This is a genomic window from Pseudomonas sp. S3_E10 (genome assembly GCF_054667615.1).
Window position 1 is genome coordinate 2,094,087 of sequence record NZ_CP162743.1, and the last position, 21,218, is coordinate 2,115,304.

The 21,218-nt window shown below is 63.0% G+C and carries 22 protein-coding genes; 18 read left to right on the top strand and 4 right to left on the bottom strand.

Annotated features, from left to right (window positions below; translation table 11 throughout):
* Window positions 1-67: 67 nt before the first annotated feature.
* The 16 genes from AB4N98_RS09475 to ureC all read left to right on the top strand — a co-directional run bounded on the left by AB4N98_RS09475 (window position 68) and on the right by ureC (window position 15,234).
* Window positions 68-463 (top strand): DUF2946 domain-containing protein, encoded by a 396-nt coding sequence (locus tag AB4N98_RS09475; protein WP_017527898.1) that lies wholly within the window; start codon window positions 68-70, stop codon window positions 461-463.
* A 47-nt stretch (window positions 464-510) separates the two neighbouring features.
* Window positions 511-993 (top strand): copper chaperone PCu(A)C, encoded by a 483-nt coding sequence (locus tag AB4N98_RS09480; RefSeq protein ID WP_017527899.1) that lies wholly within the window; start codon window positions 511-513, stop codon window positions 991-993.
* An 11-nt stretch (window positions 994-1,004) separates the two neighbouring features.
* Entirely contained in the window at window positions 1,005-1,403 is a 399-nt protein-coding gene (locus tag AB4N98_RS09485) for a DUF2946 domain-containing protein (protein WP_065879425.1), read from the top strand.
* Window positions 1,404-1,496: 93 nt separating this feature from the next.
* Complete coding sequence (locus AB4N98_RS09490) at window positions 1,497-3,557, top strand: TonB-dependent copper receptor (RefSeq protein WP_065879426.1); 2,061 nt, start codon at window positions 1,497-1,499, stop codon at window positions 3,555-3,557.
* Window positions 3,558-3,673: 116 nt separating this feature from the next.
* Window positions 3,674-5,056 carry a PepSY-associated TM helix domain-containing protein gene (locus tag AB4N98_RS09495; protein WP_460149389.1) on the top strand — a complete coding sequence of 461 codons (1,383 nt, stop codon included), beginning with the start codon at window positions 3,674-3,676 and terminating at the stop codon, window positions 5,054-5,056.
* Window positions 5,057-5,261: 205 nt separating this feature from the next.
* Window positions 5,262-6,527, top strand: a complete 1,266-nt coding sequence (gene urtA / locus AB4N98_RS09500; protein ID WP_026067266.1) for an urea ABC transporter substrate-binding protein — start codon at window positions 5,262-5,264, stop codon at window positions 6,525-6,527.
* A 72-nt stretch (window positions 6,528-6,599) separates the two neighbouring features.
* Window positions 6,600-8,102 (top strand): urea ABC transporter permease subunit UrtB, encoded by a 1,503-nt coding sequence (gene urtB, locus AB4N98_RS09505; protein ID WP_065879428.1) that lies wholly within the window; start codon window positions 6,600-6,602, stop codon window positions 8,100-8,102.
* Complete coding sequence (gene urtC, locus AB4N98_RS09510) at window positions 8,102-9,169, top strand: urea ABC transporter permease subunit UrtC (RefSeq protein WP_065879429.1); 1,068 nt, start codon at window positions 8,102-8,104, stop codon at window positions 9,167-9,169. The genes urtB and urtC overlap by 1 nt, the downstream gene beginning before the upstream one ends.
* On the top strand, window positions 9,166-9,999 hold the full coding sequence (gene urtD, locus AB4N98_RS09515; RefSeq protein WP_017527906.1) for an urea ABC transporter ATP-binding protein UrtD: 834 nt from the start codon (window positions 9,166-9,168) through the stop codon (window positions 9,997-9,999). The genes urtC and urtD overlap by 4 nt, the downstream gene beginning before the upstream one ends.
* A 58-nt stretch (window positions 10,000-10,057) precedes the next feature.
* Window positions 10,058-10,756, top strand: a complete 699-nt coding sequence (urtE, locus tag AB4N98_RS09520; protein ID WP_017527907.1) for an urea ABC transporter ATP-binding subunit UrtE — start codon at window positions 10,058-10,060, stop codon at window positions 10,754-10,756.
* 31 nt (window positions 10,757-10,787) lie between these two features.
* Complete coding sequence (locus AB4N98_RS09525) at window positions 10,788-11,627, top strand: urease accessory protein UreD (RefSeq protein WP_017527908.1); 840 nt, start codon at window positions 10,788-10,790, stop codon at window positions 11,625-11,627.
* 174 nt (window positions 11,628-11,801) lie between these two features.
* Window positions 11,802-12,104: an urease subunit gamma gene (gene ureA, locus AB4N98_RS09530; RefSeq protein WP_003171437.1), complete on the top strand. Its 303-nt coding sequence runs from the start codon at window positions 11,802-11,804 to the stop codon at window positions 12,102-12,104.
* A 9-nt stretch (window positions 12,105-12,113) separates the two neighbouring features.
* Window positions 12,114-12,626, top strand: a complete 513-nt coding sequence (locus AB4N98_RS09535) for a GNAT family N-acetyltransferase (protein ID WP_017527909.1) — start codon at window positions 12,114-12,116, stop codon at window positions 12,624-12,626.
* Between the two features lie 5 nt (window positions 12,627-12,631).
* Complete coding sequence (locus AB4N98_RS09540) at window positions 12,632-13,165, top strand: GNAT family N-acetyltransferase (RefSeq protein WP_068936064.1); 534 nt, start codon at window positions 12,632-12,634, stop codon at window positions 13,163-13,165.
* Window positions 13,162-13,467 carry an urease subunit beta gene (locus AB4N98_RS09545; RefSeq protein WP_017526372.1) on the top strand — a complete coding sequence of 102 codons (306 nt, stop codon included), beginning with the start codon at window positions 13,162-13,164 and terminating at the stop codon, window positions 13,465-13,467. Before AB4N98_RS09540 ends, AB4N98_RS09545 begins: the two co-directional genes overlap by 4 nt.
* Window positions 13,468-13,533: 66 nt before the next feature.
* A complete protein-coding gene (ureC, locus tag AB4N98_RS09550; protein ID WP_017526373.1) occupies window positions 13,534-15,234 on the top strand; it encodes an urease subunit alpha in 1,701 nt (566 codons plus the stop codon).
* 43 nt (window positions 15,235-15,277) lie between these two features.
* On the opposite strand, the gene AB4N98_RS09555 is transcribed toward ureC, so the two are convergent.
* The gene (locus tag AB4N98_RS09555) at window positions 15,278-16,216 is read right to left on the bottom strand and encodes a DnaJ C-terminal domain-containing protein (protein ID WP_017526374.1); all 939 of its coding nucleotides are present in this window, start codon (window positions 16,214-16,216) and stop codon (window positions 15,278-15,280) included.
* A gap of 239 nt (window positions 16,217-16,455) precedes the next feature.
* On the opposite strand from AB4N98_RS09555, the gene AB4N98_RS09560 reads away from it, so the two are divergent.
* Complete coding sequence (locus AB4N98_RS09560; RefSeq protein WP_017526375.1) at window positions 16,456-17,724, top strand: Hsp70 family protein; 1,269 nt, start codon at window positions 16,456-16,458, stop codon at window positions 17,722-17,724.
* A gap of 116 nt (window positions 17,725-17,840) precedes the next feature.
* On the opposite strand, the gene AB4N98_RS09565 is transcribed toward AB4N98_RS09560, so the two are convergent.
* Together AB4N98_RS09565 and AB4N98_RS09570 are read right to left on the bottom strand one after the other, a co-directional pair.
* Window positions 17,841-18,854: an AI-2E family transporter gene (locus tag AB4N98_RS09565; protein WP_017526376.1), complete on the bottom strand. Its 1,014-nt coding sequence runs from the start codon at window positions 18,852-18,854 to the stop codon at window positions 17,841-17,843.
* 148 nt (window positions 18,855-19,002) lie between these two features.
* Entirely contained in the window at window positions 19,003-19,302 is a 300-nt protein-coding gene (locus tag AB4N98_RS09570; RefSeq protein WP_017526377.1) for a PsiF family protein, read from the bottom strand.
* A 119-nt stretch (window positions 19,303-19,421) separates the two neighbouring features.
* On the opposite strand from AB4N98_RS09570, the gene AB4N98_RS09575 reads away from it, so the two are divergent.
* Complete coding sequence (locus AB4N98_RS09575) at window positions 19,422-20,312, top strand: DMT family transporter (RefSeq protein WP_065879431.1); 891 nt, start codon at window positions 19,422-19,424, stop codon at window positions 20,310-20,312.
* Here the strand turns inward: AB4N98_RS09575 and AB4N98_RS09580 are convergent.
* On the bottom strand, window positions 20,293-21,183 hold the full coding sequence (locus tag AB4N98_RS09580) for an esterase/lipase family protein (RefSeq protein WP_017526379.1): 891 nt from the start codon (window positions 21,181-21,183) through the stop codon (window positions 20,293-20,295). The genes AB4N98_RS09575 and AB4N98_RS09580 overlap by 20 nt on opposite strands.
* Window positions 21,184-21,218: the final 35 nt, after the last annotated feature.

Genomic DNA, 21,218 nt, shown 5'->3' on the forward strand with positions numbered 1-21,218 from the left:
TTTTTACTTCTCCCCACCGATCAGGCTAAATACCCGCCTGCTCCTTTAACCCTACGGATTGTCCGCCATGGCCCGTCAACGCTTTGCAATTGCCTGGATCGCCTGCCTTGCAGTGCTGTTCAATGCGTTTGCCATGCCGATGGCCAGTGCGATGCAGCAGACGGATGACCCGGTCAAGCGGCTGATGTGGGGCGGGTTCTGTTCTTCCAATGGCGCCAGCCTGAAGACGATTGCCCTGGGCAAGCTGCAAATCCCGGCGCCGCAGCAGGACGATCATTCCACCATGCAGCATTGCTGGTGTTGCTCCGGCGGGGCGCCCTTGGTGGCGTTGCCGGGGCATGCGTCGCAGTTGTACGTCACGCGGTTCGACGCGGTACAGAGCCTGCCACCCCCCTCGTTGCAAACCCCAACCCCGCGCCAGCAATGGCCGAGCCTCAACCCCCGCGCCTCTCCAACGGTCTGAGCTTCTTCGCAAGTGAACTGCGTTTAGAACCGTTCTGGAGAACTGCCATGCTTAAATCTTCCCTGCTTCTGGCCGCGTTGCTGCTGCCGGTGTTCAGTGCCGCCAACGCCGAAGACTACAAGGCCGGCGACCTGCTGGTCAGCGACCCCTGGTCCCAGGAATTGCCGCCGAACGCGCCGACGGTTGCGGCGTACTTTGTCATTCATAACACCGGCGCCACCCCGGATCGCCTGCTCAGTGCTCAGACGCCCTTGGCGCAGAAAGCCGAATTGCATGAGCATGTGATGCAGGGCGATTTAATGAAGATGCAGCAAGTGCCCAGCGTGGCCGTGCCGGCCAAGGGCGAGCTGACCTTCGCGCCCATGGCTTATCACGTGATGCTGCTGGGCCTCAAAGACCGCAGCCTGTTGGCCGATGGCAAGCAATTTCCGTTGACCCTGACCTTCGAAAAAGCCGGCAAGGTCGAGGTGCAAGTCTCGGTACAAAAAGTGCCGCCGATGGCCAACCACGGGCATAAGCACGCTCAATAGGCCAACACTCGATGGGCGCCCCTCGCGCCAGGCTCTCTCCACACCGCGTGAAGCGCGGCAGTTGGGTCTGCCTGTTTGCCATGTTGATGATCTTTATCGGCCCGCTGATTTCCCAAGCGATGCCGATGGACCATCACGCCGGTATGTCTATGGCAATGCCCATGGAGATGCCGGGCGACCACGGCGAATCCCATCATCCCAAAGCCCCCAGCGAACACCACGCACTCTGGGCCAAGTGCGGTTATTGCGACCTGCTGTTCAGTTGCCCCGCCCTGCCCGGCAGCGTGTCATGCGTGGCCCTCGGTCCCCCGCCGCCGGCCAATGCCCTCACCCCCGCCACGCGCCTGGGCCATGCCCGGCAGAGCATCTTCCCCGGCGCCCGCAGCCGTGCGCCGCCCGTCGTTTCGTAAACGTCTGACACCGTTACTTCACCCCGGCCGACTTTAGACAGACAGCCGCAGGCTGCTGGCCGTGTTGTTTACGAATGATTGATGGAATTTGTCATGTCCAGGTTTTCTGCTGACACCCGATTGGGAAGTACCACTGCGCTCGCCATTTTATGCGGCGCATTCCTGGCGCCACAGGTTCAGGCCGACGAGCATGAGCTGAGCCCCACCGTGATCACCGCGATCGCACCCAGCTCGCCGCTGACCGTGGTCACCGACCCGAAAGACCCGCGCCAACCGGTGCCCGCCAGCGATGGCGGCGACTACCTCAAGACCATCCCCGGCTTCGCCCTGGTGCGCAACGGCGGCACCAATGGCGACCCGGTGCTGCGCGGCATGTTCGGCTCGCGCCTGAACATCCTCACCAACGGCAGCATGATGCTCGGCGCCTGCCCCGGCCGCATGGATGCGCCCACCTCGTACATTTCGCCGGAAACCTACGACACCCTAACCGTGATCAAGGGCCCGCAAACCGTGCTCTGGGGCCCAGGCGCTTCGGCCGGCACCATTTTGTTCGAGCGCGAGCCGGAACACTTCGGCGAGCTGGGCACGCGGCTCAATGCCAGTGTGCTGGCCGGTTCCAACGGGCGTTTCGACAAGGTCATCGACGCCGCCGCCGGCGGGCCGCGGGGCTACGTACGGGTGATCGGCAACCAGGCACACGCCGACGATTACAAGGACGGCAACCACGACACCGTCGCCTCACGCTACGACAAATGGAACGGCGACGTGGCCGTGGGTTTTACCCCCGACGCCGACACCCTGCTGGAACTCACCGCCGGCCGTGGCGATGGCGAAGCACGCTACGCCGGGCGCGGCATGGACGGCTCGCAGTTCCTGCGCGAAAGCCTGGGCCTGCGCTTCGAAAAATCGAATATCGGCGAGGTGCTGGACAAGGTCGAGGCCCAGGTCTACTACAACTACGCCGACCACGTGATGGACAACTACAGCCTGCGCACGCCCTCGGGCACCGGGATGATGGCCGGGCCCATGGCCTCCAACGTTGACCGTCGCACCCTCGGCGCGCGGGTCAAAGCCACCTGGCGCTGGGCCGATCTGCAGTTGATCAGCGGCCTGGATGCACAGACCAATGAACACCGCGCACGCAGCAGCATGGGCATCGACACCTACAAAGACCTGCCGCGCACCAAGGACGCCAACTTCCACAACTACGGCGTGTTCGGTGAACTGACCTGGTACGCCGCCGACCGCGACCGCCTGATCAGCGGCGCGCGCCTGGACCGCGCCTCGGCCAAGGATTTTCGCCAAACCCTCGGCTCCGGCATGAGCACCCGCCCAAACCCGACCGCCGACAATAGCCGCGCAGACACCCTGCCCTCGGGCTTCATGCGTTACGAGCACGACCTGGCCGACACCCCCACCACGCTCTACGCCGGCCTGGGCCACGCCGAACGGTTCCCGGACTACTGGGAACTGTTCTCCCCCAACACCGGCGCGGCAGGCTCAGTGAATGCCTTCGACGGGGTGAAACCGGAGAAAACCACCCAACTCGACTTCGGCGCGCAATACAAAGCCGCCGACCTCGAAGCCTGGGCCTCGGGCTATGTGGGCCAGGTGCGTGACTTCATCCTGTTCGACTACCGGGCCGGCAGGATGGGCACCACCTCCCAGGCGCGCAATGTCGACGCGCGCATCATGGGCGGCGAACTGGGTGCGGCATACAAGCTGACGCGCCACTGGAAAGCCGACGCCAGCCTCGCCTACGCCTGGGGCAAGAACAGCAGCGACGGCAAGCCCCTGCCGCAAATGCCGCCGCTGGACACACGCCTGGGCCTCACCTACAGCGAAGACGACTGGAGCGCCGGCGCCCTCTGGCGGGTGGTCGCCGCGCAACACCGCATCGACCCGAACAAGGGCAATGTGGTCGGCAAGGACTACGACAAGAGCGGCGGCTTTGGCGTGTTTTCGCTGAACGCCGCGTACCGCCTCAATAAACACTTCAAGGTCAGCACCGGCGTCGACAACCTGTTCGGCAAAGCCTATGCCGAGCACCTGAACCTGGCGGGCAACGCCGGGTTCGGCTACCCGGCCAGCGATCCGCAGGCCATCAAGGAGCCCGGCCGAACCCTTTGGACCAAGGTGGACATGAGCTTCTAAACGCATCGCCGGCAAGCCAGCTCCCACATTGGAATACCTCCCAAATGCGGGAGGGGGCTTGCCCCCGATGACGGTGTACCTGACACAAAAAACTCAAAGCCTTGCGGAGCCCGATGATGAACAAGCAAAAAATCTCCTTCTACAACCTGGCCTGGCGCTGGCACTTCTACGCCGGGCTCTTCGTCGCCCCCTTCATGGTGCTGCTGGCAATCACCGGCATCATCTACCTGTTCAAACCCCAACTCGACCCGTTGATGTACGGCCACCTGCTGACCGTCCCCGCCGCCGAACACACATTGAGCGCCGACGAACAACTGCAACGCGCCAAGGCCGCCTACCCTCAGGGCGCAATCAGCAAGTACCTGCCCCCGGTGGACGCCACCCGCAGCGCGCAGTTCGTGATGCACAACGGCGGCCGGGAAATCACCGTATTCGTCGACCCCTATCGCGGCACGGTGCTCGGCGAACAGGACGCAAAATACAACCTGCAAGCCATCGCCCGCGCCCTGCACGGCGAGCTGATGATCGGCACCACCGGCGACCGCCTGGTGGAACTCGCCGCCGGCTGGGGCGTGATGCTCGTCGTGTCCGGCCTGTACCTGTGGTGGCCGCGCGGCAAGTCGTCGGCCGGGGTATTGTGGCCGCGCATTAACAGTCGTGGCCGAGTGTTCTGGCGCGATATGCATGCGGTCGCGGGCTTCTGGGGCGCTGCGTTTTTGCTGGTGATGCTGCTCAGCGGCATGACCTGGACCGGCTTGTGGGGCAAGCAATACGCCGACCTGTGGAACCGCTTTCCAGCCGCCATGTGGAACAACGTGCCGCAGTCCGACCAGCAAGCGCGGGTGCTCAACACCGCGACGCAACAGACCGTGCCCTGGGCCATGGAAAACACGCCGATGCCGATGTCCGGCGACCACGCCGAGCACATGAACCACGGCGCCATGCATTCCGCTCCCGCCGCCCCCACCCTGCGACTGCAACAAGTAGTGGACCTGGCCACCGCGCACAAAGTCGAGCCCGGCTACAGCATCACCTTCCCCACCACCGCCGAAGGCGTGTTCACCATCGCCGTGTTCGCCGACGACCCGCGCTTTGATGCCACCCTGCATGTGGACCAGTACACCGGCAAGGTCCTGGCCGATGTGCGTTGGGCGCACTACAACCTTGTCGCCCGCGCCACTGAAACCGGCGTGATGCTGCACGAGGGCAAGATGTTCGGCTGGGTCAACCAACTGATCGTGCTGTTGATCTGCCTGATGATTCTGCTCAGCGCCGTCAGCGGCGTGGTGATCTGGTGGAAGCGCAGGCCCCAGGGCGGCCTGGGCGTTCCGCCGTTGCGCCATGACCTGCCCAAGTGGAAAACCGCGATGCTGATCATGCTCGGCCTGGCGATTATTTTCCCGCTGGTGGGCGCCTCGCTGATCGCGGTGTGGGCATTGGATCGCCTGGTGTTGGCGCGCTTTTTCGGCCAGCGCGCGCCCGCCACCGATCAGGCATAAGCCAGGCAACGCCAATCGCTCGCTAACGCACCAGCGCGGTGCCCGCTGCGCACCATCGCCGGATCCAGGCGCCGAATCGGTGCAGGGTCTGGCGCTCATCGCGGTGCGCAGCACCGGATTCAAGGGCTGGCCCGAGCGGGCACAGCCTTTGCAATCACTCCAGTATCTGACCCACAACAACACTCAGGCACTCGGAGATCGCACCATGAAGCGTCGCAGCTTGATCAAGGCTTTCACTTTGTCGGCATCCATTGCCGCCATGGGCATGACCTGGACTATCCAGGCCGCCGAGACCATCAAGGTCGGCATCCTGCACTCGCTGTCCGGCACCATGGCCATCTCCGAAACGTCGCTTAAAGACATGGCGTTGATGACCATCGATGAAATCAACGCCAAGGGTGGCGTGAACGGAAAAATGCTCGAGCCCGTAGTCGTCGACCCTGCGTCCAACTGGCCGCTGTTCGCCGAAAAAGGCCGGCAGTTGCTGACCCAGGATAAAGTCGCCGTGGTGTTCGGCTGCTGGACCTCGGTGTCGCGCAAATCCGTGTTGCCGGTGTTCGAAGAACTCAACGGCCTGTTGTTCTACCCGGTGCAATACGAAGGCGAAGAGATGTCGCCGAACGTGTTCTACACCGGCGCGGCGCCGAACCAGCAGGCGATCCCGGCGGTGGAATACCTGATGAGCGAAGAAGGCGGCGGCGCCAAGCGTTTCTTCCTGTTGGGCACCGACTACGTGTACCCGCGCACCACCAACAAGATCCTGCGTTCGTTCCTGCATTCCAAAGGCGTGGCGGATAAAGACATCGAAGAGGTCTACACCCCGTTCGGCCACGCCGATTACCAGACCATCGTCGCCAACATCAAAAAATTCTCCGCCGGCGGCAAGACCGCGGTGATTTCCACCGTGAACGGCGACTCCAACGTGCCGTTCTACAAAGAACTGGCCAACCAAGGCTTGAAGGCCACCGACGTGCCGGTGGTGGCCTTCTCCGTCGGCGAAGAAGAACTGCGCGGCATCGACACCAAGCCGCTGGTAGGCAACCTCGCCGCCTGGAACTACTTCCAGTCGGTGGAGAACCCGGTGAACAAAAAGTTCGTCGCCGACTGGAAGGCCTACGCCAAGAAACACAACCTGCCGGGCGCCGACAAAGCCGTGACCAACGACCCGATGGAAGCCACCTACGTGGGCATCCACATGTGGGCGCAGGCGGCCGAGAAAGCCAAGTCCACCGACGTCGACAAAGTGCGTGAAGCGCTGGCCGGCCAGACCTTCGCCGCACCGTCGGGCTTCACCCTGACCATGGACAAGACCAACCACCACCTGCACAAGCCGGTGATGATCGGCGAGATCCAGGCCGACGGGCAGTTCTCGGTGGTGTGGCAGACCCAGGAGCCGATCCGCGCGCAGCCGTGGAGCCCGTACATCCCTGGCAATGACAAAAAGCCGGACTATGCGGTGAAGAGCAACTAAAGCCCCCCAGGCCAAATGTGGGAGGGGGCGATCCTCTTCCCACACTGTCCGGCACGACTAGGACATTTGTTTATGCCCGCTGCCCTCCATCGCTATTTCCTGGCACTGCTGCTGTTACTGCCTTTGGCGGTACACGCAAGCGACGCCGAAGACTTCCTCGCCGCCAACCCGGCGCAGCAAGCCAAACTCCTCCAGGATTGGGCCGCCAACCCCGACCCGACACGCATCGAGCTGGTGGACGCCCTGGAGCAAGGCCAGCTCACGCTCAACGGCGAAACCAAAACCGTGCGCCTGAACAACCGCCTGCGCGGCCTGATCGATAACGTGCAAGCCAGTCAGCAACTGCTCGCCGCCGACCCCAAGGTCCGTTTGACCGCCGCGCAAACCCTGCAAAAAAGCGCACAACCGGCGCAGCTCAAATTCCTCGACCAGCGCGTCGCCGCCGAAACCGATGAAGGCGTGCATACCGCCCTGAGCCTGGCGCTGGCCAACCTGCAATTGGTCGACCCCGACCCGGTGGTGCGCCTGGCCGCCGTGCGTTTGCTTGGCAGCACCGGCGACCCGCTGGCCCGCACGCGCCTGGAAGCCCTGCTCGCGCCCGGCGTCGAAACCGATGCCGGCGTGCACACCGCCGCCGAAACCAGCCTGGCCCAGGTCAAACGCAAACTGATGATGGGCGAGATCCTCGGCCAGGCGTTCAGCGGCATGTCCCTGGGGTCGATCCTGCTGCTGGCCGCGCTGGGCCTGGCGATCACCTTCGGACTGCTCGGCGTGATCAACATGGCCCACGGCGAGATGCTGATGCTCGGCGCCTACTCCACGTACGTGGTGCAGTTACTGATGCAGCGCTACGTACCCGCAGCCATCGAGTTCTACCCGTTGATCGCGCTGCCGGTGGCGTTCTTTGTCACCGCCGCCATCGGTATGGCGCTGGAACGCACGGTGATCCGCCATTTGTACGGCCGCCCCCTGGAAACCCTGCTGGCCACCTGGGGCATCAGCCTGATGCTGATCCAACTGGTGCGCCTGGTGTTCGGCGCGCAGAACGTCGAGGTGGCCAACCCGCAATGGTTGTCCGGTGGCATCCAGGTGCTGCCCAACCTGGTGCTGCCGTACAACCGCATCGTGATCATCGCCTTTGCGTTGTTTGTGGTGGTACTCACGTGGCTGCTGCTGAACAAGACCCGCCTGGGCCTGAACGTGCGCGCGGTCACCCAGAACCGCAACATGGCCGCCTGCTGCGGCGTGCCCACCGGGCGCGTGGACATGCTCGCCTTTGGCCTCGGCTCCGGCATCGCCGGCCTGGGCGGCGTGGCGCTGAGCCAGATCGGCAACGTCGGGCCGGACCTTGGCCAGAGCTACATCATCGACTCGTTCCTGGTGGTGGTGCTCGGCGGTGTCGGCCAACTGGCCGGCAGTGTCACGGCGGCCTTCGGGTTGGGCATCGCCAACAAAATTCTTGAGCCGCAGATCGGAGCCGTGCTCGGCAAGATCCTGATCCTCGCGCTGATCATTCTGTTTATCCAGAAACGCCCGCAGGGACTCTTCGCACTGAAAGGACGGGTGATCGACTGATGAACCAGCCATTGATGCTTACGGCCGCACAAAAGGCCGGCCCCAAGGCGACGATTGCCGTCGGTGTGATCGTGCTGATCCTGCTGCTGGCGTTGCCGTTGTGCTCGCTGCTGTCGCCGCAAAACCCGCTGCACGTGTCGGCGTACACCCTGACGCTGGTGGGCAAGATCCTCTGCTACGCCATCGTCGCGCTGGCCCTGGACCTGGTGTGGGGTTATGCCGGGATGCTGTCCCTGGGCCACGGGCTGTTTTTTGCCCTGGGCGGTTATGCGATGGGCATGTACCTGATGCGCCAGGCCGCCGGCAGTGAGTTACCGGCGTTCATGACGTTTTTATCGTGGACCGAACTGCCCTGGTATTGGGCCGGCACCGACCACTTCCTGTGGGCCCTGTGCCTGGTGGTATTGGCGCCGGGGTTGCTGGCGTTGGTGTTCGGCTTCTTCGCCTTCCGCTCGCGGATCAAGGGCGTGTATTTCTCGATCATGACCCAGGCCCTGACCTTTGCCGGGATGCTGCTGTTCTTTCGCAACGAGACCGGGTTTGGCGGCAATAACGGCTTTACCAACTTTCGCAGCATTCTGGGCTTTGGCATCACCGAGCCGGGTACGCGCGCCGTGCTGTTTACCGCCACGGTGCTGCTGCTGGTGGCGAGCCTGTACATCGGCTGGCGCCTGGCGCAAAGCAAGTTCGGCCGCGTGCTGACTGCCCTGCGCGATGCCGAGAACCGCCTGATGTTCTGCGGCTACGACCCGCGTGGTTTCAAGCTGTTCGTGTGGGTGTTGAGCGCCGTGTTGTGCGGCTTGGCCGGGGCTTTGTATGTGCCGCAGGTGGGCATCATCAACCCCAGCGAAATGTCGCCGACCAACTCCATCGAAGCCGCCGTGTGGGTGGCCCTGGGCGGGCGCGGCACGCTGATCGGCCCCTTGCTCGGCGCCGGGGTGGTCAATGGCATGAAGAGCTGGTTCACCGTGGCCTTCCCGGAATACTGGCTGTTCTTCCTCGGGGCGTTGTTCATCATCGTCACCCTGTACCTGCCCAAGGGCGTTATCGGCCTGCTGAAGAAATGAGGAACGTCATGCTTGAACCTATTTTCGATGCAGGCAGCGGCCGTGATGCGATCGGCATCGGCCAGGCTGCAGGCAAGGGCCTCAACACGCGCCATGGCACGATCCTGACCCTGGAAGACATCAGCGTCAGCTTCGATGGTTTCAAGGCGCTCAACGACCTCAACCTGTACATCGGCGTCGGCGAACTGCGCTGCATCATCGGCCCCAACGGCGCGGGCAAGACCACGCTGATGGACGTGATCACCGGCAAGACCCGACCCAGCCACGGCAACGCCTGGTTCGGCGAAACCCTGGACCTCACCGGCATGAGTGAAGTGCAGATCGCCCAGGCCGGCATCGGCCGCAAGTTCCAGAAGCCCACGGTGTTCGAAGCCCTCAGCGTGTTCGAAAACCTGGAGCTGGCGCAGAACACCGACAAGTCGGTGTGGGCCAGCCTGCGCGCGCGCCTGAGCGGCGAACAGAAAGACCGTATCGAAGAAGTGCTCGACACCATTCGCCTCACCGCATCGGTACAGCGCCCTGCCGGCCTGCTGTCCCACGGCCAGAAGCAGTTTTTGGAAATCGGCATGCTGTTGATGCAGGACCCGCAGCTGTTGCTGCTGGATGAACCGGTGGCGGGCATGACCGACGCCGAAACCGAGTTCACCGCCGAGCTGTTCAAACGCCTGGCGGGCAAGCATTCGCTGATGGTGGTGGAACACGACATGGGCTTTGTCGGCTCGATTGCCGACCACGTGACGGTGTTGCACCAGGGCAGCGTGCTGGCCGAGGGGTCGCTGGAACAGGTGCAGGAAAACGAGCGGGTGATCGAGGTGTACCTCGGCCGCTGACTTGCTGGAAGGGGGCTTGCCAGCCCCCTTCCACAAAGGATTTGAGGAGAATTTGGGTATGCTGCAAGTCGAAAAATTGCACCAGTACTACGGCGGTAGCCACATCCTGCGCGGGCTGTCGTTTGACGTGAAGATCGGCGAAGTGACCTGCCTGCTCGGCCGTAACGGCGTGGGCAAGACCACCCTGCTCAAGTGCCTGATGGGGTTGCTGCCGGCCAAAGAGGGCGCGGTGAATTGGGAAGGTCGCGCCATTACCGGTTTCAAGCCACACCAGCGCGTGCATGCAGGGATCGCCTACGTGCCCCAGGGTCGCGAGATTTTCGGGCGCCTGACGGTAGAAGAAAACCTGCTGATGGGCCTGTCGCGCTTCCCTGGCTCGGAGGCCAAAGAGGTGCCGGCGTTTATCTACGAGCTGTTCCCGGTGCTGCTGCAGATGAAGCATCGGCGCGGCGGTGACTTGTCCGGCGGGCAACAACAGCAGCTGGCCATCGGCCGTGCCCTGGCCAGCCGCCCGCGCCTGTTGATCCTCGACGAACCCACCGAAGGCATCCAGCCGTCGGTGATCAAGGAGATCGGCGCAGTGATCAAACAGCTCGCGGCACGCGGCGACATGGCGATTCTGTTGGTGGAGCAGTTCTATGACTTCGCCGCCGAACTGGCCGACCAGTACCTGGTGATGTCGCGGGGTGAAATCGTGCAGCAGGGCCGTGGCGAAAATATGCAAAGCGACGGTGTGCGCGGCCTGGTAACGATCTAATCTGTAGCGTCCTGACGATAAGCACCCAACCATGAACCTGCCCGTTTCCTCTGCCTTGTTCACCCCCAGCTGGCACGCCGAGCTGGAACTCGGCTACGCGCGTTTCGGCGACACCACGCGCCCGGTGATGCGCCGCCACCTCGGCCCGCTGCGCGTGCAAAAGCACCTGTATGCCGAAGGCCCCGAGGTGTGCCAGCACATCATCGTGCACCCGCCCGGCGGCATTGCCGGCGGGGATCGCCTGGCTATCAGCGCCCATGTCGCCGAAGGTGCCTGGGCCCAATTGACCAGCCCCGGCGCAGCCAAGTGGTATCGCGCCAAGGGCCCTGCGTATCAGCACCTCGACCTGCGCGTCGCAGCGGGCGCCACGCTGGAATGGCTGCCCCAGGAAACCATCGTATTCAGCGCCGCCCAGGCCGAACTCACCACGCGCATTGACCTGCAAGGCGACGCCCGCCTGTTCTACTGGGATGTGGTCGCCCTGGGTCGCCCAGCCAGTGGCGAGCGCTTCGACCTGGGCCATTTTCAAGCCCATTTGGATATCCGCCGCGACGGTCGGTTGCTCTGGCATGAACGCCAGCGCATCGTCGGCGGCGATGGCTTGCTCGACTCACCGATCGGACTGGATGGGCAACCGGTGTTCGCCACATTGCTGGTCACCGGCGACATCCCTGCTCAGTTGCTTGAACAATGTCGCGCGCTGCCGAACGCCGTACGCGGCGACCTGACCCAACTGCCCGGCTTGCTGGTGGCGCGTTGCCTGGCCGGTGAAGCGCTGCTGGCGCGGGGATGGTTGATTGATTTATGGCGGCTGTTGCGTCCGGCGGCACTTGGGCGCGAAGCCGTCGCACCACGAATCTGGAGCACATGAAGATCAAAATGTGGGAGGGGCGGTGCGACGATTCGACGTGCTCCCGATAGCTGAGTGTCATGCAATAAATCTGTCACTGATCCATCGCCATCGGGAGCAAGTCGAATCGTCGCACCGCCCCTCCCACATTTGATCTCCACTGTATTTAAGAATGCATTTAAAGGACCTTGAACCATGGACCTCACCCCACGGGAAAAAGACAAGCTGTTGATCTTCACCGCAGGCCTGGTGGCCGAGCGTCGCCTGGCGCGCGGTGTGAAGCTCAACTACCCGGAAACCATCGCCTACATCAGCGCCGCGCTGATGGAAGGTGCCCGCGATGGCCGCACTGTGGCCGACCTGATGCACTACGGCACCACCCTGCTCAGCCGCGAACAGGTGATGGAAGGCATCCCGGAAATGATCCCGGATATCCAGGTGGAAGCCACCTTCCCGGACGGCACCAAGCTGGTCACCGTCCACCAACCGATTGCCTGAGGCCCGGCCATGATTCGTGATGCAACCGAAAAGGACCTTCCCGCCATTCGCGACATCTACAACGACGCGGTGTGCAACACCACAGCGATCTGGAACGAGCAACCGGTGGACCTGGCCAACCGCCAGGCCTGGTTCAGCGCGCGCCAGGCCCAGGGCTACCCGATTCTGGTGGCGGTGGAAAACGATGAGGTCACCGGCTACGCCTCGTTCGGCGATTGGCGGCCCTTCGAAGGCTTCCGCTACAGCGTCGAGCACTCGGTGTACGTGCGTAACGACCAGCGCGGCAAAGGCCTGGGCCCGCGCCTGATGCAAGTCTTGATCGAACGCGCGCGCGCCGCCGGCAAGTACGTGATGGTCGCCGCCATCGAAAGCGGCAACCAGGCCTCGATCCGCCTGCATGAGCGCCTGGGGTTCGTCACCACCGGGCAGATGCCGCGAGTGGGCATCAAGTTTGGCCGCTGGCTCGACCTGACCTTTATGCAACTGGCCTTGAACCCGGGCGCCGAACCGCCCAAGGAGTGAGATCGATGAGCGCTGCACAACTGCGTCGAGTCCATGCTGAAAGCTTTGCCCATTACCGCCAGGGCTTGATCGAACTGTTGCTGGACGCGGTGAAGCATGGCGCCTCGGTGGGTTTCATGGCTGACTTCGATGACGCCCAGGCCCGCGCTTATTTGAGCGGCGTGCAAGCCGGTATCGAAGACGCCGGCTTGCTGTTGTGGGTGGTGGTGCGCGATGAACAGGTGCAGGCCAGCGTGCAATTGGCGCTGTGCCAGAAAGCCAATGGCCTGAACCGTGCCGAGGTGCAAAAACTGCTGGTGCACAGCAGCGCCCGGCGCCATGGCCTGGGCCAGCAATTGATGCACGCGCTGGAACTCGCCGCGCGCCAACACAAACGCGGCCTGCTGTACCTGGACACCGAAGCCGGCTCTACGGCGGAAGCCTTCTACCAGGCGCTGCGCTACACCAAGATCGGTGAACTGCCCGATTACTGCCAAAGCCCGGACGGGCGCTACAGCCCGACCGCCATCTACTTCAAGACCCTGGGGCAACCTGCATGATTCCTGGCCAATACCGCATCCAGCCCGGCGAGATCGAACTCAACGTCGGCCGCCGCACCATCATCCTGAGCGTGGCCAACAGCGGCGACCGGCCGATCCAGGTGGGTTCGCATTACCATTTTTTCGAAACCAATGACGCGCTGACGTTTGACCGTGCCGCCAGCCGGGGCATGCGCTTGAACATTCCGGCGGGGACTGCGGTGCGGTTTGAGCCGGGGCAGAGCCGCGAGGTGGAGTTGGTGGATTTGAGTGGTGGGCGGCGGGTGTTTGGGTTTGCCGGTCGGATCATGGGCGACCTTTAGGGCCTCATCGGGAGCAAGCCCCCGATAGCGGCCTCATATTCAACACACATTTTTCAGGACAACCCTATGAAAATCAGCCGCCAAGCCTACGCCGACATGTACGGCCCCACCGTCGGTGACAAGGTGCGCCTGGCCGACACCGAATTGTTCGTCGAAGTGGAACAGGACTTCACCGTCTACGGCGAAGAAGTCAAATTCGGTGGCGGCAAGGTGATCCGCGACGGCCAGGGCCAAAGCCAGTTGCTTGCCCATGAAGTGGTCGACACCCTGATCACCAACGCGCTGATCATCGACCACTGGGGCATCGTCAAGGCCGACGTCGGCTTGAAAAACGGGCGTATTCACGCGATCGGCAAAGCCGGTAACCCGGACATCCAGCCAGGCGTGACCATGGCTATCGGCGCCAGCACCGAAGTGATTGCCGGCGAAGGCATGATCCTCACCGCCGGCGGCATCGACAGCCACGTGCATTTCATCTGCCCGCAGCAGATTGAAGAAGCACTGACCAGCGGCGTGACCACCATGATCGGCGGCGGCACGGGGCCGGCTACCGGTACCAACGCCACCACCTGCACCTCGGGCCCCTGGCACCTGGCGCGCATGCTGCAGGCCAGCGATTCGTTCCCGATGAACATCGGCTTTACCGGCAAGGGCAACGCCAGCCTGCCGGAGCCGTTGGTCGAGCAGGTCAAGGCCGGCGCCATCGGCTTGAAGCTGCATGAAGACTGGGGCACCACGCCCGCCAGCATCGACAACTGCCTGAGCGTCGCCGACAGGTACGACGTGCAGGTGGCGATCCACAGCGACACGCTCAACGAATCCGGCTTCGTCGAAACCACCCTCGCCGCGCTCAAGGGGCGCACCATCCACACCTATCACACCGAGGGCGCCGGCGGCGGCCACGCGCCAGACATCATCAAGGCCTGCGGCTTCCCCAACGTGTTGCCCAGCTCAACCAACCCAACGCGACCGTTTACGCGCAACACCATCGACGAGCACTTGGACATGTTGATGGTCTGCCATCACCTGGACCCAAGCATCGCCGAGGACGTGGCCTTCGCCGAAAGCCGCATCCGCCGCGAGACCATCGCCGCCGAAGATATCCTGCATGACCTCGGCGCGTTCTCGATGATCAGCTCCGACAGCCAGGCCATGGGCCGCGTCGGCGAGGTGATCACGCGTACCTGGCAGACCGCCGACAAGATGAAAAAGCAACGCGGCGCCTTGCCCGGCGACGGCGCGGGTAACGACAACTTCCGCGCCAAGCGCTACATCGCCAAATACACCATCAACCCGGCGATCACCCACGGCATCAGCCACATCGTCGGCTCCATCGAGGTGGGCAAGTGGGCCGACCTGGTGCTGTGGCGCCCGGCGTTTTTCGGCATCAAGCCGACCCTGATCCTCAAGGGCGGCGCGATTGCCTCAAGCCTGATGGGCGACGCCAATGCCTCGATCCCAACGCCGCAACCGGTGCACTACCGCCCGATGTTCGCCAGCTTCGGCAGCTCGCTGCACGCCACCAGCCTGACGTTCATCAGCCAGGCCGCACTGGAGGCCGGCTTGCCGGAAGCCTTGGGTTTGAAGAAACAGATCGCGGTGGTGAAGGGGTGTCGCGACGTGCAGAAAAGCGACCTGATCCACAACGATTACCTGCCGGATATCGAGGTCGACCCACAGACGTATCAGGTCAAGGCGGATGGGGTGTTGCTGTGGTGTGAACCGGCTGACGTACTGCCGATGGCGCAGCGTTACTTCCTGTTCTGACTTACCCCGGTGGCGAGGGAGCGTGCTCCCTCGCCACCGGGGCTTAGAAGTTTTCGCGCGGGTTGAAGTTGGCCTTTTTCGCCAGTGCCTGCCACAGCGCGATGGTCTCGTCGTCGGCCTGTTTGGGCATGACCGCCTTGAGTTGCACAAACAGGTAGCCGCGCTGCCCGGCCTTGTTCAGCAAACCGTGGCCCTTGGCACGCATGCGCTGGCCGTTCTGGCTGCCGGCCGGCACCTTGAGGTTGATCTTGCCGGTGAGGGTGGGCACGGTGACTTCGGTGCCCAACGCCAATTCCCACGGCGCCAATGGCAGGTCGATGATCAGGTTTTCACCGTCCACTTCGAACTTGGGGTGCGGCGCGAACTTGATGATCAGGTACAGATCGCCATTGGCCCCGCCACCGATACCCGGCGCGCCCTGCGCTTTGAGGCGGATGCGCTCACCGTCGGTCACGCCGGCGGGGATCTTCACGTTCAGGCTCTTGGTGGTGTTGCTGACGTGCCGGCCCGAGGCGTCGTATTGCGGCACCTGGAAGGTGACCTGCTTGGACTCGGTGGACAGCGTCTCCTCCAGGAACACCGACAGCTGCATTTCCACGTCCTGGCCTTTACGCCCGGTGGGCCGGCGCTGGCCGCCACCAAAGGCATCGCCGCGCGAGCCGAAGATCGAACTGAAAAAGTCCGAGAAATCGCCCGCGTCCTGGCCGCCGCCAAAGCCGCCACGGCTCTGCCAGCCCGGTGGCCCCTGGAACGGCTGGCCATGCTGGCCGTACTTGCGCAGTTCGTCGTACTCGGCGCGTTTGTCGGCGCTTTTAAGCGCCTCATAGGCTTCGGACGCGTCCTTGAACTTGGCTTCGGCGTCTTTTTCCTTGCTGACATCCGGGTGATATTTGCGCGCGAGCTTGCGATAGGCGGCCTTGATTTCCTTGTCATCGGCGCTCGGCTCGACACCCAATATCTTGTAGTAGTCTTTGAAATCCATCGGCGGTTCACCATCCTTAATCGAGATCGCACAGCCCGGGGCACAACGTGCGTTGTTTTGCACCTGTTGAGTGATGTGGCCTGGGGGTGCGTCGCAGTGTTAATCGGCACGTGCCGTATGCACCACATGTGGGGGCGAATCGCGCACTTTCAAGCACGATTTAACGGATGGTCGGCCTACGCATCCGCCTTCGACTGGCATACACTGCGCGGCCGTTTTTCGACCGGAACCCGATAGACATGAAAAACCCATCCCCAGCCCGTGCCTGCGGCATCGACTTTGGCACGTCCAACTCCACCGTCGGCTGGATCCGCCCCGGCCAGGAGACGCTTATCGCGCTGGAGGACGACAAGATCACCTTGCCGTCGGTGGTGTTCTTCAACTTCGAGGAGCGTCGCCCGGTGTACGGTCGCCTGGCACTGCACGAGTACCTGGAAAACTACGAAGGCCGCTTGATGCGCTCGCTCAAGAGCCTGTTGGGCTCCAAGCTGATCAAACACGACACCAGCCTATTGGGCACGGCGATGCCGTTCACCGACCTGCTGGCGCTGTTTATCGGCCAACTCAAGAGCCGCGCCGAAGCCAACGCCGGCCGAGAGTTCGAAGAAGTGGTACTGGGCCGCCCGGTATTTTTCGTCGATGACGACCCGATGGCCGACCAGGAAGCGGAAAACACCCTGGTCGACGTGGCGCGCAAGATCGGCTTCAAGGACATCTCGTTCCAGTACGAGCCGATCGCAGCGGCGTTCGACTACGAGTCCACCATCGAAAAAGAAGAGCTGGTGCTGATCGTCGATATCGGCGGCGGTACCTCCGACTTCTCGCTGGTGCGCCTGTCGCCGGAGCGTCGTCACAACGACAACCGCCAGAGCGACATCCTCGCCACCGGCGGCGTACACATCGGCGGTACCGACTTCGACAAACAGCTCTCGCTGGCCGGCATGATGCCGCTGTTCGGTTACGGCAGCCGCATGAAAAGCGGTGCCTACATGCCCACCAGCCACCACATGAACCTGGCCACGTGGCACACGATCAACTCGGTGTACTCGCAAAAGTCCCAGTTGGCCCTGGGCAGCATGCGCTACGACATCGAAGACACCGGCGGCATCGACCGCCTGTTCAAGCTGATCGAACAGCGCGCCGGGCACTGGTTGGCGATGGAGGTTGAAGAAACCAAGATCCAGTTGACCCACGAAGAACGCCGCCACGTGCCGCTGGACCGTATCGAAGCGGGCCTGAGCGTCGACCTGAGCCGGGCGCTGTTCGAATCGTCCATCGACGCCTTGCTCGAACGCGTGCGCGCCAGCGTGACGCAATTGCTCAACGATGCTTCGGTGAGCGTGGCGCAGGTGGACACGGTGTTCTTTACCGGCGGCTCCAGCGGCATCCCGGCGCTGCGTCACAGCATCGCGGCGATGCTGCCGAATGCGCGGCATGTGGAAGGCAATATTTTTGGCAGTATTGGCAGCGGCCTGGCGATTGAGGCGAGCAAGCGCTACGGGAACTGAGTTTCACCTGTGTGACGCCATCGGGGGCAAGCACCCTCCCACATTTTGATTTGTGAACACATTCAAAGGTGGGAGGGGGCTTGCCCCCGATGAGGCGCGCCCAGGCAGCACAAGGCTTAAACCATACCGCCGAGCTTCAGCTCACTCTTCAGATACGCGTAATAAATCGGCCCCGCCACCACCCCCGGCAGGCCGAATGCCGCTTCAAACACCAGCATCGCCAACAACAATTCCCACGACTTGGCACTGATCTGCCCGCCGACAATGCGCGCGTTGAGGAAGTACTCGACCTTGTGGATCACGATCAGATACCCCAACGCCGCCACCGCCACCCAGATCGACAGCGACAGCGCGACGATGGTGATGAGGGTGTTGGACATCAGGTTGCCGATCACCGGCAGCAGGCCGAGCAGGAAGGTCAGCACGATCAGGGTTTTGGTCAGCGGCAGGTGGATGCCGCACAGCGGCAGTACCACGGCGAGGAACACCGCCGTGAACGCGGTGTTGAGCGCGGCGATCTTGATTTGCGCGAACACAATGTTGCGAAACGCCTGGACCAGCAGGTGCAGGCGGTCGAACAGCGCGGCGGCCAGGGGCTTGCGTTTGGTCAGGTCGGGGATGCGTTGCAAGGCGATGATCGCGCCGAGCACCATGCCGATCAGCAGGGTGACGAACATGTGCGCCGCGTCTTTACCAACCAGTTGCAGTTCACTCAGGTGCTTGCTCAGCCATTCGCCGATGGCCACGCGGAATTCGGCGGCGCTGGCGGGCAGGTAGGCATCGAGGAACGGCGGCAATTGGCCGCGCGCGCGGTCGACCACACCCATGAATTTGTCGAGGGAAGCCCCAGGGTTTTCGGCTTCGTGGAGCAGGAAGCTGATGGCGCCGGCAAAGATCAACGTCAGTACGCTGACGATCAGGGTGCCGAGCAAGGCCACCGCCAGCCAGCGCGCGCGGCGGCCTTCGATCAGCCGTTGCAGTTGGGGGGTGAGCATGTTGACCAGTTCATAGACCAACAGGCCGGCCAGCAGGCTAGGCAGTAGTTTGAGCGGCAGGACCAGCAGCAACCCGCCAAAAATGATGATGTAGCTGGCCAGCAACAACATAGGACGCTGAGAAAACGTTGGCATACAGCCTCAAAACGAACGGCGTTAAAGGATGGGCAGTCTGCCAGCGTTCAAGAAATCAAGCGAGAGCTGAAGGCGCGAATGCCGATCAAGTGTGGGAGGGAGCAAGCCCCCTTCCACAGTTGTTTTCCAGCGTTGGCGAAATAGGGGGTCAGCCTTTGAGGCAGGTGCTCATGAACGTCTTGCGCGCATCGCCGGTCAGCGCCTTGGTTTTCGCCGAGGCATTGCAATCCTTCATTTTCTGCTGCTGCGGGGTCAGGGTCTTGGCGTCATTGGCCGCCGGGGCCGACAGGCAGGTTTTCATGAAGGCCTTGCGCTCGTCGCCTTTGAGCGTCTTGGTGGTGGCTTCGGCATTGCAGGTGGTCATTTTGTTTTGCTGCGCGGTGGCGGCAAAGCCTTGGGAACAGAGCAGCAGGCCTATCATCATCAACGGAACACGCAACATCTTCATGGAGTTTTCTCCCGGTTACCGCGCCGAGGGGCGCAGCCTTCGCAGAGTGTAGCCAAATCCTGTTACACATTCCCACGAAGAGAGGATAATCCCCGTTCATTCCTCTGTACGGCGATGTCATGCAATACGCGTATCCCTTGCTGGCCATCTTCATCTGGGCCGGCAATACCGTGGTCAACAAACTGGCCGTCGGCTCGATCTTCCCCTCGGAGATCGGTTTTTACCGCTGGCTGTTCGCGGCGCTGCTGTTCACACCGTTCATGCTCAAACCGGTAGTCGCCCACTGGGCCCGCATTCGCCCGAACCTGGGCAAGATCGTGATCCTCGGCGTGCTGGGCATGGCCGTGTACCAAAGCCTGGCCTATTACGCCGCAGCGCTGACCAGCGCCACCAACATGGGCATCATCCTGTCGCTGATGCCGTTGATGGCCCTGACGGCGGCCATCATCAGCCTCGGCCAGCGCCTGACCTTCGGCGCGCTCACCGGTGCCGTGCTGTCGTTTGCCGGCGTGGCCGTGGTGGTCTCGGCCGGCAGCCTGGGGACGCTGCTGCAACATGGGGTCAACCTGGGCGACGGCATGATGCTGGTTGCGACCCTGGCGTATGCGGTCTACAGCACCCTGCTGAAAAAATGGCAACTGCGTCTGCCGCCGTTGGTGTTGCTGTACTTGCAGATACTCGTCGCGGTGGCGGTACTGTTGCCGTTGTTTGTGTTCTCGCCCAAGGCAGGCCTGGGTTGGGCGAATGTTCCGCTGGTGCTGTACGCCTGCATGCTGGCATCGATGCTCGCGCCACTGGCCTGGATGCACTCGGTCAAGACCCTGGGCCCCAGCCGCACCACGTTATTTTTCAACTTGCTGCCGTTGATTACGGCGTTGATCGCGGCCGTGGTGCTGAAGGAGCAATTGGCGCTGTACCACTTGATAGGTGGCTTGCTCACGCTGGGCGGGGTGATTTTGTCGGAGCGTTGGACAACTCCGGTTCGACTCGCTACACCCCGGCGGCCTTGAGCCGCTGCGCATGCTCCACAAACAGGCGGATCGGCTCGGCGCCCTTGCCCACCAGCCCCAAGGACTGGTTGACGATATCGAAATGGTCCAGCGCATAGTCGTCACCGATCACCCGCCCCAAGTGCGAGCTGTAGCGCCCGACCATGCCGTCGCACTGGCCTTTTTCGCGCACAAAACTGCGGGCAAACAAGCGGCAGCTGCGGTTAGTACCGTCGAACAGGTTGCGGCCACGGTCAGTGGTGCCTGGCTGCAACGTGCCCGACCACGAGTAATAGCGCACGCCATTGACCAGCTCCGCGCCCTGCCCGCCCCACGTGTCGGGCAGCCCCTGGGGGTACTGGCGATTGAACAGCGCTACGCCCGCGCTGGTCAGCGACAGGTGCGATGCGTGCAAGTCTGCCTTGAAGCGCGGCCCGCGATAGCCGGTTTCCAGCACGCCCATCAGCCAGGCAACCAGATGAAACAGCGCACTCATGAGGCGGCCTTTGGCGCCCTCGACGGGGTAGTGGGCATGGATATGGTCGGCCAACTCTGAACCGTGGTTGGGGCCGGCCACCGACGTCACCGACGCCACCCACTCCGGCCGCTTGGCTGCGGCATAACGCGCGGTCAGTGAGCCTTGGCTATGGCCGATGAGGTTGACCTTATCCAAGCCGGTGTCGCGGCGGATCTGCGCGATGTGCACCAGCAACTGCTCGCCACGCACTTCGTTGGAGTCCAGCGGCGCCACCTGCACCGGGAATACCTGGGCTCCACCGGCGCGCAGTGCCGGGACGATGCCATACCAATAGGGGAAGAACCCCAGGCGCACAAACCCGAGCATGCCGGGCACCAGCACCAGCGGATAACGCGTGGCTAACGACTGCGACATGAAGCGAACGTCCCTGATCAAGGAGGAGTCAGTGC

Bases quoted from the DNA above. Each gene is read 5' to 3' on its own strand.
- AB4N98_RS09475 (WP_017527898.1), top strand. From the start codon at position 68: ATGGCCCGTCAACGCTTTGCAATTGCCTGGATCGCCTGCCTTGCAGTG.
- AB4N98_RS09480 (WP_017527899.1), top strand. From the start codon at position 511: ATGCTTAAATCTTCCCTGCTTCTGGCCGCGTTGCTGCTGCCGGTGTTC.
- AB4N98_RS09485 (WP_065879425.1), top strand. From the start codon at position 1,005: ATGGGCGCCCCTCGCGCCAGGCTCTCTCCACACCGCGTGAAGCGCGGC.
- AB4N98_RS09490 (WP_065879426.1), top strand. From the start codon at position 1,497: ATGTCCAGGTTTTCTGCTGACACCCGATTGGGAAGTACCACTGCGCTC.
- AB4N98_RS09495 (WP_460149389.1), top strand. From the start codon at position 3,674: ATGAACAAGCAAAAAATCTCCTTCTACAACCTGGCCTGGCGCTGGCAC.
- urtA (WP_026067266.1), top strand. From the start codon at position 5,262: ATGAAGCGTCGCAGCTTGATCAAGGCTTTCACTTTGTCGGCATCCATT.
- urtB (WP_065879428.1), top strand. From the start codon at position 6,600: ATGCCCGCTGCCCTCCATCGCTATTTCCTGGCACTGCTGCTGTTACTG.
- urtC (WP_065879429.1), top strand. From the start codon at position 8,102: ATGAACCAGCCATTGATGCTTACGGCCGCACAAAAGGCCGGCCCCAAG.
- urtD (WP_017527906.1), top strand. From the start codon at position 9,166: ATGAGGAACGTCATGCTTGAACCTATTTTCGATGCAGGCAGCGGCCGT.
- urtE (WP_017527907.1), top strand. From the start codon at position 10,058: ATGCTGCAAGTCGAAAAATTGCACCAGTACTACGGCGGTAGCCACATC.
- AB4N98_RS09525 (WP_017527908.1), top strand. From the start codon at position 10,788: ATGAACCTGCCCGTTTCCTCTGCCTTGTTCACCCCCAGCTGGCACGCC.
- ureA (WP_003171437.1), top strand. From the start codon at position 11,802: ATGGACCTCACCCCACGGGAAAAAGACAAGCTGTTGATCTTCACCGCA.
- AB4N98_RS09535 (WP_017527909.1), top strand. From the start codon at position 12,114: ATGATTCGTGATGCAACCGAAAAGGACCTTCCCGCCATTCGCGACATC.
- AB4N98_RS09540 (WP_068936064.1), top strand. From the start codon at position 12,632: ATGAGCGCTGCACAACTGCGTCGAGTCCATGCTGAAAGCTTTGCCCAT.
- AB4N98_RS09545 (WP_017526372.1), top strand. From the start codon at position 13,162: ATGATTCCTGGCCAATACCGCATCCAGCCCGGCGAGATCGAACTCAAC.
- ureC (WP_017526373.1), top strand. From the start codon at position 13,534: ATGAAAATCAGCCGCCAAGCCTACGCCGACATGTACGGCCCCACCGTC.
- AB4N98_RS09555 (WP_017526374.1), bottom strand. From the start codon at position 16,216: ATGGATTTCAAAGACTACTACAAGATATTGGGTGTCGAGCCGAGCGCC.
- AB4N98_RS09560 (WP_017526375.1), top strand. From the start codon at position 16,456: ATGAAAAACCCATCCCCAGCCCGTGCCTGCGGCATCGACTTTGGCACG.
- AB4N98_RS09565 (WP_017526376.1), bottom strand. From the start codon at position 18,854: ATGCCAACGTTTTCTCAGCGTCCTATGTTGTTGCTGGCCAGCTACATC.
- AB4N98_RS09570 (WP_017526377.1), bottom strand. From the start codon at position 19,302: ATGAAGATGTTGCGTGTTCCGTTGATGATGATAGGCCTGCTGCTCTGT.
- AB4N98_RS09575 (WP_065879431.1), top strand. From the start codon at position 19,422: ATGCAATACGCGTATCCCTTGCTGGCCATCTTCATCTGGGCCGGCAAT.
- AB4N98_RS09580 (WP_017526379.1), bottom strand. From the start codon at position 21,183: ATGTCGCAGTCGTTAGCCACGCGTTATCCGCTGGTGCTGGTGCCCGGC.